The sequence below is a fragment of the Kribbella rubisoli genome (genome assembly GCF_004217145.1).
GTDB classification, from domain to species: Bacteria; Actinomycetota; Actinomycetes; order Propionibacteriales; family Kribbellaceae; genus Kribbella; species Kribbella rubisoli.
The window spans coordinates 239,919-251,541 of record NZ_SHKR01000014.1 but is presented as its reverse complement, the minus strand read 5'-3'; the positions used below and the strand labels follow the sequence as shown (position 1 = coordinate 251,541).

At 67.0% G+C, this 11,623-nt stretch carries 8 protein-coding genes and 1 riboswitch; of the genes, 3 read left to right on the top strand and 5 right to left on the bottom strand.

Annotated elements, in window-relative coordinates:
• Positions 1 to 45: 45 nt before the first annotated feature.
• A riboswitch (guanidine-I (ykkC/yxkD leader) is annotated at positions 46 to 160 on the bottom strand.
• Positions 161 to 257: 97 nt separating this feature from the next.
• Complete coding sequence (locus EV645_RS26800; protein ID WP_130446784.1) at positions 258 to 1,196, bottom strand: NAD-dependent epimerase/dehydratase family protein; 939 nt, start codon at positions 1,194 to 1,196, stop codon at positions 258 to 260.
• Positions 1,197 to 1,267: 71 nt separating this feature from the next.
• Positions 1,268 to 2,668: a serine hydrolase domain-containing protein gene (locus EV645_RS26795; RefSeq protein ID WP_242000680.1), complete on the bottom strand. Its 1,401-nt coding sequence runs from the start codon at positions 2,666 to 2,668 to the stop codon at positions 1,268 to 1,270.
• A 36-nt stretch (positions 2,669 to 2,704) separates the two neighbouring features.
• Between EV645_RS26795 and EV645_RS26790 the strand changes: the two genes are divergently transcribed.
• Entirely contained in the window at positions 2,705 to 3,601 is an 897-nt protein-coding gene (locus tag EV645_RS26790; protein WP_130446782.1) for a diacylglycerol/lipid kinase family protein, read from the top strand.
• On the opposite strand, the gene sigJ is transcribed toward EV645_RS26790, so the two are convergent.
• A complete protein-coding gene (gene sigJ, locus EV645_RS26785) occupies positions 3,575 to 4,474 on the bottom strand; it encodes an RNA polymerase sigma factor SigJ (RefSeq protein ID WP_130446781.1) in 900 nt (299 codons plus the stop codon). The genes EV645_RS26790 and sigJ overlap by 27 nt on opposite strands.
• 87 nt (positions 4,475 to 4,561) lie before the next feature.
• Between sigJ and EV645_RS26780 the strand changes: the two genes are divergently transcribed.
• Both EV645_RS26780 and EV645_RS26775 read left to right on the top strand, forming a co-directional pair.
• Positions 4,562 to 4,933, top strand: coding sequence for a DoxX family protein (locus EV645_RS26780; protein WP_130446780.1), 372 nt, complete (start codon positions 4,562 to 4,564; stop codon positions 4,931 to 4,933).
• Positions 4,934 to 4,946: 13 nt separating this feature from the next.
• On the top strand, positions 4,947 to 5,921 hold the full coding sequence (locus EV645_RS26775; protein ID WP_130446779.1) for a serine hydrolase domain-containing protein: 975 nt from the start codon (positions 4,947 to 4,949) through the stop codon (positions 5,919 to 5,921).
• On the opposite strand, the gene EV645_RS42860 is transcribed toward EV645_RS26775, so the two are convergent.
• Entirely contained in the window at positions 5,922 to 6,653 is a 732-nt protein-coding gene (locus tag EV645_RS42860) for an alpha-1,6-glucosidase domain-containing protein (protein ID WP_242000679.1), read from the bottom strand. It abuts the gene before it with no gap.
• Positions 6,628 to 11,565, bottom strand: coding sequence for a pullulanase X25 domain-containing protein (locus EV645_RS26770; RefSeq protein ID WP_242000678.1), 4,938 nt, complete (start codon positions 11,563 to 11,565; stop codon positions 6,628 to 6,630). The genes EV645_RS42860 and EV645_RS26770 overlap by 26 nt, the downstream gene beginning before the upstream one ends.
• Positions 11,566 to 11,623 lie beyond the last annotated feature (58 nt).

The following is an 11,623-nucleotide window of genomic DNA, read 5'->3' as shown; positions in this document are numbered from 1 at the left end:
GGATCGGGCCCGGAATGCACGCACAGCAGCCCGGGGCCTTTCAAGGCCTCCCGGGCTTTTGTCCCGCCGTGGAACGACACCCTGCTACGAGCGTCGTCTCCCCTCTCGGACCAGTCCTGCCGTCAGCTCGACCAGCAGCGGAACCCTAGGGGCGCCCCGCCGTCCCGGCGGGTCCTTTCCAGTTCAGGGCCCGCCGGTTTCAGCAGTCGTCCTCGCTTGTAACGCCGAAGTAAAGAAAACCTCTCACTGTTTCCGGCTTACAGCCCTTCGCGGAAACCTTCGCGCCAGGACGCGTACCCGGGCTGCCAGCCGAAGGTCTGCTTGGCCAGCGTGTTGTCGGCCCCGCGAATCTCGGTGAAGGCCGCGACCCCGACATCGCCGACCGCGAGCCGCCCGAGCCAGGCCGGCACGTGTCGCGGCGGCTTCGCGCCGAGGATGCGAGCGAACTCCGGCAGCCACACCGCCGCCTGCGCCGGGTCGTCGTCCGCGACGTGGAATACCCCGGTCACGTCGCTCTCGACTGCCTTCACGGTCGCCGAGGCGGCGTCGTCGTAGTGGATGAACGACCAGACCCCGGTGCCGTCGCCGATCAGCGGCAGGCGCCGCTTCTGGATCAGCTCCACCATCGAGCCGCCCTTGCCGATGTCGCCGGTCGGGCCGTAGAAGCTGCCGTACCGGAGGGCGACGCCCTCGATCCCGTCGGCGTTCAGTACCGCCGACTCGAGGTGCTTGATCCCGGCCATCGTCTGCTGCTGCGCGGGCACCGGGTTCGGGTCGAGCGGGTCCGCCTCGGTCTTGGTGGCGGATCCACCGTGCTGCAAGTTCCAGCCGGCGTACGACTGGACGACGAACCGTCGTACGCCGGCAGCCTGGGATGCGGCGAGCAGGTTGTCGGTGCCCTCGGTCCGCAGCCGGTTCGTCATCGCGAAGCTGTCGTCGAAGTGCTTGAAGTCGATCCCGCTCTTGAGCGCCGTCATCTGGTGGACGACGACCTCCGGGCGCACCTTCTCCACGGCGGCGCGGACGGCGGCGGCGTCGAGCCCGTCCGCGAGTACGACGTCCGCCCCGAACGACCGCACGCTGCTCGCGCCGGACTCCGACCGGGTCATCCCGGTCACCTCGTGCCCGGCCGCGATCAGCTGCGGCACCAGCGACCGGCCCAATCCACCGGTCGCACCTGCTACCAAGACCTTCATGTCATCCTCCGTCGTCGGTCGTTACGACCCGGAGGACACGCGGCGGCCTCAGCTTTGTGACATGACCCGGATCACACCTCGGAGGTCAGCGTGAACTCGGTCGGCCCGAACGACACGTTGAGCTCACCGTCGACGGTCATCGAATCACCGGCGACCCGACAGGTGAACTTGGCAACGAACGGCGTCTCGACCCAGCGAAGCGTGGCCACGAACGCGTCGCCGTCGCCGTACGCGCTGGTAACGATCCGCAGGCCGGCCTCGGGGCTTGCGTCGTCGACGCTGCCCGGGCCGGACTGCTCGCGCCAGTCGCCGGGCGCGCAAACGATGTCATGCGATCCGCCCCCGCCGAACTCCTCGAAGGTGAAGACCCCGGTCCCGTCCGGGTCGAGCCGTACGGCGGTCAGCCCGGCATCGTTGCGCTCGGTGAACCGATACGTCCGCCCGTCTCCGCCGACCGGCGTCGAACCAGTTGGCGGCAACAACTCCAACTTCGAAGGGCGGGAGACCGACGGGACTTCCTTGCCCTCGAGCGCCGGGAGCAGATACTCCCAGACCGTGTTGAGGATCGCCTGCATGTCGCGCGTCGCACTCGTGACGATGAGCGCAGCGTCGTACTCCGGGAACACCAGGCAGAACTGCCCGAACGCGCCATCACCGCGGTACGTGTTGTGACGCCCGCGCCAGAACTGGAAGCCGTAGCCCTGCTTCCAGTCCGGGTTCTCCTCGTTGTCGTTCGGCACCTGCTTCGAGGTGGCCGCTTCGTACCACTCGGCCGGAACGAGCTGCTCGCCCTTCCACTCGCCGTGCTGCAGTAGGAGCTGCCCGAAGGAGGCCAGCGACTCGGTGTTGATGCTGAGACCCCAGCCACCGGTCGTGATGCCCTCCCTCGACACCTGCCAGGTCGCTTCGGTCGCGCCGAGCGGCTCGAACAGCCGCGGCCGCAGGTAGTCGAGCAGCCGCTCGCCGGTCAGCCGCTGCACGATCGCGGACAGCATGTACGTCGCGCCGCTGTTGTAGACGAACACCGTGCCGGGCTCGTGCGCCACCTCGAGGCCGAGGAAGATCTTCACCATCCGGCGGTCGCGGCTGAGCGCCTCGACGGTGTCCTGCGAGTGCCCGGTCGTCATCGTCAGCAGATGCCGGATCTTCATCGCGGCCAGGTTCTCGCTGACCGTCTCCGGCAACTCGTCGGCGTCGAAGAACGAGATGACCTGGTCGTCCAGCGACAGCAGCCCAGCGTCGATCGCCAGCCCGACGCCCGTGGACGTGAAGCTCTTCGAGACCGAGAACAGCAGGTGCGGGTCGTCCAGCCGGTACGGCGCCCAGGCCTCCTCCAGCACGACCTGGCCGTGCCGCAGCAGCATGATGGTCTGGATCTCCGGCTGTCCGGCGTCGAGCGCTCCGACAAAACTGTCGAGCGCCGCGGCCGACAACCCCTGGGCTTCTGGCGTACTCCGTGGAAGTCTGCTCACCCCGAGCACGCTATCTCTCCGAACGGACAAAAATAAGTGAGTCCTGCCAGGCGGGCAGCCGTCATCGTGAATCCGATCAAGGTCGACGTCGACCCGTTCCGCCGTACCGTCGAAGCCGCGCTGGCCGAGCGGGGGTACGACGAACCGCTGTGGCTGGAGACGACCGAGGACGACGCCGGGGTCGGGATGGCCCGGCAGGCGATCGAGGAGAAGGTCGATCTGGTGCTGGTCGCGGGCGGCGACGGCACGGTCCGGGTCGTCTGCGCCGAGCTGGCCGGGACCGCGATCCCGGCCGCCGTGCTGCCGGGCGGGACCGGGAACCTGCTCGCCCGCAACCTCGGCATCTCGCTGGAGATGGACGATGCGCTGAGCGAGCTCCTCGACGGTTCGGACCAGCGGATCGACAGCGTGCAGATCAAGGGTGATCAGCTGCCGGACGACCGGTTCGTGGTGATGGCGGGTCTCGGCCTGGACGCCGCGATCATCGAGGACGCGCCCGACGACCTGAAGAAGCGGGTCGGCTGGGCGGCGTACGTCGTCTCGACGCTCAAGAACCTGAATCACCCGTTCGTCCACGTCGAGATCACCGTCGACGACGAGCCGCCGGTACGCCGTCGGGCGCGGACCGTGGTGATCGGCAACGTCGGCACGCTGCAGGCGAACATCCCGCTCTTCCCGGACGCGGCACCCGACGACGGCCGGATCGACGTGGTCGTGCTCGCGCCGCGCCGGATCAGCCACTGGCCCCGGCTGGCGCTCGGTCTGGTGATCAAGTCCTGGCGCGAGCGCGATGTCGAACGGTTCATCGGCAAGCGGATCCAGGTGCGCGCCGACCGCCCAGTAGGCCGCCAGCTCGACGGCGACGCGATCGCCGAAGGTACGTCGCTGGTCGCGGAGGTGGATGCGTCAGCGCTCGTCGTCCGCGTGCCGTGACGGCTGGACGTGGTGCGCTGACGGCTGGGCGTGGTGGCCCGACGGCTGGACGTGGGTCAGTTTGTCGGGGTTGACGATGCCGTGGATCGCGGTGATCCGGCCCTCGACGACCACGAACGACCAGATCGCGACCGTGCGGTCGCTGTGGTCGTGGATCCTCAGCGCGGGTTGACCGCCGACGTGGACCGGCTCGGTGGTCAGCTCGCGGAACTTGCCGAACGCGCCGATGAGCAGGCGGGCGACGTTGCCGGCGCCGTGTACCGGTCGAGGGAAGCCGCCCTTGCCGCCGCCGTCGCCGGTGAAGGTGACGTCCGGCGCGAGCAGTTCGACCAGGCTGTCCAGCTCGCCTTCCTGGGCGGCCGCGGTGAAGCGGCGTACCAACTCGTCGCGTTCGTGCGGTGAGGCGTCGAAGCGCGGTCGATTGTCGGCAATCCGACGACGCGCGCGGACGGCGAGCTGGCGGCAGCTGGCCGGCGTCTTGCAGAGGATGCCCGCGAGCTCGTCGTACGAGTAGCCGAAGACGTCGCCGAGCAGGAAGACCGCGCGCTGGTCGGGGGAGAGGCGTTCGAGGACGACGAGGAACGCGGTGGACAGCGAGTCCGAGAGCGCGGCGCGGTCGGCCAGGTCGACGTACTCGTCGACGGCGGGTTCCGGCAGCCACGGGCCGAAGTACTGCTCGCGCTGGCGCCGTGCCGAGCGGAGTTGGTCGATCGCGAGCCTGGTCGTGACGGTGGTCAGGAAGGCCTTGGGTGATACGACGTCGGGCTCGCGGTGCAGGCGCAGGTACGCCTCCTGCACGACGTCCTCAGCGTCACCGAATGTGCCCAGCATCCGGTACGCGATCGAGAGCAACAGCGGCCTGAGTTCCTCCATCACACCTTCACAGACGATCGACCACTCTTCCCGGTGACAGTTTTGTCGATTGTCACAGGATCCGATTGTCGATCGTCTGCAATCGACATGAACACGATCACCTGGATCTTCACCGGCGCGCTCGCCGTCGTCTTCACGATCTCGGGCGTCCTGAAGGCCACGATGTCCCGCACCCGCCTCATCACCAGCGGCCAAACCGGCATCGCCCCATTCCCGATGCCACTGGTCCGCTGCGTCGCCCTCTGCGAACTCCTAGCCGTAGCCGGCCTCTTCGCCCCCTGGCTCACAGACACCGCCCGAGTCCTCACACCCCTGGCCGCCACCGGCCTGGTCATCGTGATGATCGGCGCCGCCACCTCCCACTCCTCCCTCCGCGAACCGCGCTCAACCGCCGCCAACACCATCCTCCTGGCACTAGCCGCCTTCGTCGCAGCAGCCCGGTTCGCCTCCCTGACCTGACACAGTGGGGCCCATGCAGGCATACCTCGACTCGTTGGTGGATGACGGCGCGGCCGGCGTGCTGCTGCACTACCGCTCCGGCGACCAGACCTGGGTCGGCTCCAGCGGCCGCTCCCAGCTCGATCCGGACCGCCCGGTGGATCCGGACGGATGGTTCCGGGTCGGCAGCGTCACGAAGACGTTCACAGCCGTCCTAGTCCTGCAGTTGGTGGCCGAAGGCAAGCTGCGACTGGACGATCCGGTCGGCGAGTGGGTGCCCGGCGTACCGGATTCGATCAGCTTGCGGCAGCTGCTCAACCACACGAGCGGCCTCTACAACTACACCGACGATCTGCCCGCCGATCGGCATCTTCGTGACCGGTATTTGCACCGCGACCCAGCGGAGGCGTTGCGGACCGGGCTGGCGAAGGCGAGGTTGTTCGAGCCGGGTGGTTCGTGGTCGTACTCGAACACGAACTACATCGTGCTCGGCCTGCTGGTCGAAGCGGTGACCGGCAAGGCGTATGCCGATGAGGTACGGACGCGCGTCCTGGAGCGGCTCGGACTCGAGCGGACGCTCTTGCCTGGCGATGACGTGGATCTGCCCGAGCCGCACGCGCGTGGGTATCTGCAGATCGCCGGCGAGTGGGTCGATCTGGCCAGGTTCAACGCGTCGCAGGCGTGGGCGGCGGGCGAGATCGTCTCGACGGCCGCCGACCTCAACCGCTTCTACGCCGCGGTGCTCGGTGGGAAGCTACTCGGAGAGCCCGAGCAGGAAGCGATGCTGACCGTGGTGCCGGTGGACGACTCCTTCGGCTACGCACTGGGAATCGAGCGCAGGCGTCTGCCGGACGGTCAGGTCGTCTGGGGGCACACCGGTGGGATCTTCGGCTACCAGACGATCAGCTATCACGCGGCTGATCTGTCCCGGCAGCTGACGTTGTCCTACACCGGCACCACCCTGGTGGTCCCGGAGACCGGCCAGGTGCTGGCCGGTCTCCTGAGCTGACTACCGCTGGAGGAGTACGGCGACCGTGCGCGCAGGGACTGTGGCTGTGCCGGTGGTGGCGGTCCAGGTGGTCTGTTTTACGACTGGATCTGAACCTGTGGCTTGGACGGGAGACAGGGACAGGTTGGCGCCGGTCAGCGCCGGGATCTGTTGAGTTACAGAGGATCCTGTCGAGTTGAAGACGACCAGGGCCCCCTTCAGGGCTGGATCCACGTTTGGGCCTACCGTGTCGTCGATTCGCATGGTGATGACGCCTGGGGTGGTGCCGCTGAGGGGGAAGCTGAGTTTCTGGTTGATGAGGTCGGCGGTGCCTAGGCGGAACAGCGGGGTCGAGAAGCGGAGCTTGAGTAGGTCGGCGGCTGCTGCGGATGCCGTGGCCACATCGGTGGACGACGGCTTGAGGGCCGGGTTGGCCAGGAGCGGCTGCATGTACGGCCAATTCGCTTCGTTGTCGGCCTTCGGTGGGAGACCGTGGCCGAAGCCGTTGTCGGCGCCGGTCCAGTCGAGGGTGTTGAACCAGTCGCCGGAGTCGTAGGAGTTGCGGTCCAGCGACTTGCTTCGCAGCAGGTCCGCTCCCGCGTGCCAGAACGACGGTGTTTGGGCCAGCGCGGTCGTTGCCAGGGACAACGTGTTCATCCGGATCCGGTCCGGCATCGGCAGGTCTGTCGGCAGCTTGTACGTCAGCGTGTCCCACAACGTTTCGTTGTCATGGGCATCGACATAGCTGATCACCTCGTCCGGCTGGTCGGCGTACCCAGCCGGTGTAGTCGACCCCGTCGCCGCGCACCGTCGTACCCGATTCGACGGAGCGGAAGGTGAACGAGCGCAGGTTGCCGGCCAGGCCGAGTTGGACCAGGTCGGTGTCGTGCGCGAGCCGCTTGGCGCGCTCGTCCGGCGTACCGTTGACCGGATCGCCGTTCGGGTCGCTCGCCTCGCCGGAGCCGAAGCCCTGGATCCGCGGATTGTCGTCAAATGGTCCACCGCCGCGCACTGCGTCCCGCATACGGTCGGAGAACGTGCCGATCCCGGTGCCGCCGAGATTGCCCTGGCGGGCCTGGACGAACAGGGCGTCGTTGGCGACCTCGCCGAAGTTCCAGCCCTCGCCGTACAGGTAGATCGACTTACCGTCGACGCCGTCCTTGGCGAGCGTCAGCTTGTCGAGCGCGGCGCGGATCTTCAGCATGTTCGCTTTGGTGTGGTGGCCCATCAGGTCGTAGCGGAAGCCGTCGACGTGGTAGTTCTTTGCCCAGCTCACGGTGCCGTCGACCATGATCTTCTCGGCCATCGCGTGTTCGGTGGCGATGTTGCTGCAGCAGGTCGAGTTCTCGACCTTCCCGGTCGCATTGAGCCGCTGGTAGTACCCGGGCACGATCTGGTCGAGCACCGACGTCGGCGCCTCACCGGCGGCCGGCGTGTGGTTGAAGACCTGATCGAGTACGACGCGGAGCCCGGACTTGTGCAGCCCGCCGACCATCGTGCGGAACTCCGAGACCCGAGCCGGCCCGTCCTTCTGCGTCGCGTACGAACCCTCCGGCGCGAGCCAGTGGTACGGGTCGTAACCCCAGTTGAACCCGTCCTTCGCGGCGACGGCTGTCACGCACGCCTGCTGCTGGTCCGAGTCCGGCGGCAGCGCCTTCAGGTCACAGGCCGGGGTCTGCTGACCGGTCTCGGGGATTGATGCAATGTCGAATGTCGGCAATAGGTGCACCGTGTTGAGCCCGGCCGCAGCCAGCGCCTTGAGGTGTTTGGTTCCGTCGCCGTCGTCGGCGAAGGCGAGATACGTACCGCGGTGCGCGGCGGGAACCGTGTTGTCGTTGATCGAGAAGTCGCGGACATGCAACTCGTAGATCGTCGAGTCGACACCCCGCGCGAGCTTCGGCGCCGGCGTCTTCGACCACAACGCGGGCTGACCCGCCGGATCATTCAGGTCGGCGGCGACGGAGTACGTCGAGTCCGTCGTCAACGCGACCGAGTAGGGATCCGTGACGACATTCGTCTCCACCTTCCCGGTACTCGGCGCGAAGACCGTTACCTCGAAGCGGTACGACGCGTTCTTCCACGAGCGTGATCCGCTGACGGCCCACGAGCCGTCATCGTTGCGCTTCATCGGTACAACCGCCGAGCCCACCATCAATCGCACGTTCTGCGCGGTGGGCGCCCACAACGTGAAGGTGGGTGCGCCGCCGTGCCACGTCACGCCGTACGCGCGGCCGGCCGCGCTCTTGTAGAGATCGTCGAGGACGCCCGGTATCTGCACCCCCGTCGCATCGAGCAGTCGGCCGGCGTCGTCGTACTGCGCCAGACCGAGTTGCCCGGTGAGGATCTTGCGGGCGTCGGCGTTGTCCAGGCGGAGCGTCGTGTACCCCGGTTTCACAATCCGCGAGTCGTATCGTAGGGATGTCGACAATCCACCAATGTCGTCAGCGTCGACCTTCAACGAGCCCGTGTCGGACCAGTGCAGCCGCCACCGGTACCTCTCCGGGTGGGCGACAGCCGGTACGGCGAGCGTGTTGCGGTCCAGCCAGTACGCCTTCGTCTGGCTCAGGTCCGGCGTCGCACCGGGCTTGGACGTCGTCACCGTGAACTGGTGCGTCGCGAGCACGTACGAGAACGTGACGACCAAACCGTCACTCGGCACTGTGACCGGGACGTTCTGAGCCGGATAGCTCTCGTCCCAGGACAGGTTGTGCGCGACCTTCGCCTCATAGTTGCCCGCTCCCAACTCGCTGGTGGACCAGGTGTACGTCCCGTCCCCGTCCTCGTCGGTCAACCAGGGTCGCATGCAGGACGGGTCCCAGTCGGCCGGACAGCCCAGCTCGGACTGGAACGAGCCCGGCACCGTGATGATCGGCCCCTGCGCACTGGACGTGACGTAGTGCCGCCCGTGTTCGTAGTAGAAGCTGACCGGTCCGGCAGGCGCTGTGTAGGAGATGTTCGCGCCGTTCAGCACGCCGCCGGCGCCGTAGTTCTCGTCCCAGGTCTTGTTGATCGCCGCCTTGTACGCGTGCTCACCGGCCGGGATCGTGTACGTGCCCTTCCACACCTTGTCCTTCGGGTCGAGCGTCAGCTGGGCCTGGTCGCAGTCCGGCGCCCAGTCCGCCGTACAGCCCATCTCGCTGTTGTGGTCACCCGGCACCGACACGTTGGCAGGCTGGACGACCGGACCGGTCCCGCCACCGCCCCCGCCGGCCGCAGGTGCGTCGCCCACAACGCCGTACGACCCGGACACCGAGTAGTTGCCCGCAGCATCCCGCAGTACGGCGCGGTACTCGAGGAGAGTGCCCTTCGCCAGACCGGACACGTCCTGGAAGACCCGGTACGGCGCGTTGTCGTCCGCACCGAGCCGCGTCCACGCCGTCGTACCCACAGGCCGGTAGCCGAAGGTCACAGTGACCGGAGTGTTCGCAGGAACAGCAGCGGCGATCTCAGCGCGCCCACCGACCGTCGCACCGAGCTCCGGCGAGCTCATGTACACAGCAGGTGCTTTAGCCGGCTTCGGGACCTTCGTCTGAGCCTGGTAAACCGTGACGGACAGCGGAGCCTGACTGAGGACCACACGTCCTTCACGGTCTGTCTTCACAGCCTTGGAGCCGCCGTAGACAGGCTTGAGCCACGTGTTCGGCCCGTACGTCGGCACTGTCGCCGACGCCGCAGTCTTCGAGTTGTTGGCGACCACCAGGTACTCGACGTTGTCGCTACCCAGCCGGCTGAACGCATAGAGCCCGTTGGTGTTCGAGGAGTACCGGTGCACCTGCCGTCCGTCCGACAGTGCCGGGTACTTCGCGCGCAGCTTCGCCAGCGCCGCGATGTGCTTGTACATCGGCGAGTTGACGTCGTACCGGTCCTTGCTGCCGATCGTCGTCGTACCGGTGCCGTCGACGACCTCGTCGTCCGCGTAGTCGGCGGTCTTGGTCGCGAACATGTCCTGCCGCGCGTCCTTGTCACCGCCCGGACCGGTGAAGCCCTGCTCGTCGCCGTAGTAGATGACCGGCTGGCCACGCGTCAGGTACATCAGCGAGTGCGCCAGCTCGTCCCGCGCGAGCAGATCCTGACCGGAGGCGCCACCTTGCTTGAGGAACATGCCGACGCGGCCCATGTCGTGGTTGCCGAGGAACGTCGGCAGCTCGTACGCGTTCGAGTTCGTGTCGGTGTAGTAGTCGTCGTCGGCATAGAAGTCCTGCAGCTTGGTACTCGGATCGCCCTTCGCGTAGGCGACCGCGTTCTGCTGGAACCCGAAGTCGAGCGTCGCCTGCAGGTCGCCCTTGGTGGTGTACGTCGACATGAACTGCGGGTTCGCGTCGAAGACCTCGCCGAACATGAAGAAGTTCTTCGAGCCCGCACCGCGAGCCGCGGCCAGGATCTGCGGCGAGAACTTCTGCCAGAACTCGATGTTGACGTGCTTGACGGTGTCGATCCGGAACCCGTCGATCCCGAACTCGGCCCAGGTCTTGTAGACGTCGATCATCCCGTCGCGGACCTTCGGCTGCTCGGTGAACAGGTCGTCCAGCCCGACGAAGTCGCCGTACTCCGCGCTCTCGCCGGCGAACGTCGAATCGCCGCGGTTGTGGTACAGCGTCGGGTCGTTCAACCAGGCCGGCACCTTCACGGTCGCGTCGGCCGGGGTCCGGAAGTACGGGACGTTCGGGAACGAGGTCTGCGCGTCGAGCTGCGGGAACGTGTCGCCGCCGGCGTACTGCTTGTCGTCGAAAACGTTGCCCTGAGCATCCTTGTACGGCGACGTCGACTTCGGGATGTAGCCGTAGTTGTGGGACTGGTAGTCGATCACGTCCGCGGTGTGGTTGGTGATGATGTCGAAGAAGACCTTCATCCCCTTGCGGTGCGCAAGATCGATCAAGCGCTTCATGTCCGCGTTGGTTCCGAGGTGCGGGTCGATCTGGGTGAAGTCGGTGATCCAGTACCCGTGGTACCCGGCGCTCACGTTCGCCCCGGCCCCCTGCACCGGACGGTTCTTGAACGACGGGGTCAGCCAGATGGACGTCGTACCCAGCGACTTGATGTAGTCGAGTTTCTGCACCACACCGGCCAGGTCGCCGCCGTGGTAGAAGCCCTTGTCGGTCGGATCGAGCCCGGTCTGCAGACGATCGCCCGTGAGTCCGCCGGCGTCGTTCGACGTGTCACCGTTGGCGAACCGGTCGGCCATCAGGAAGTAGAACCGTTCCTTGGTCAGGTCCGGTCGCAGACTCGGCGATGCCAGCGTCTTGTCCGCGGCGGTGACCGTCGACCCCGCGAGGTCGACCGGCTTGACCATCACAACGTGACTAGTGTCGTCGTAACTAAACTGCAGCTTGGCCGGTCCCGCGATGCTCAGCGGGATGTTCGGCCCGTTCAGCACGCCGCCCGCGCCGTAGTTCTCGTCCCAGCCCTTGTTGATCGTGACCTTGTACTCATAGGTCCCCGCCGGTACGTCGAACACCTTCGTGTACGGCGCACCCGCCCCGAGACTGGTTGCGTCACAGCCCGGGTCCCAGTCGGTCGCACACCCCAGCTCACTCTGCAGTGATCCCGCCAATGTGACGACCCGATCCACTGCGACTTGAGCGGGCGCCGGAGACGCCGTACCCAGCCCGAGCACGACCACAGCGGCCGCGGTGAAACCTGCCGTCCAACGCCTGAACCCGCGCATCACGGTCCCCTCCCGCCGATTCACCTGCCGGGGACGCTAGCCGTCGGTTTTTACCGTG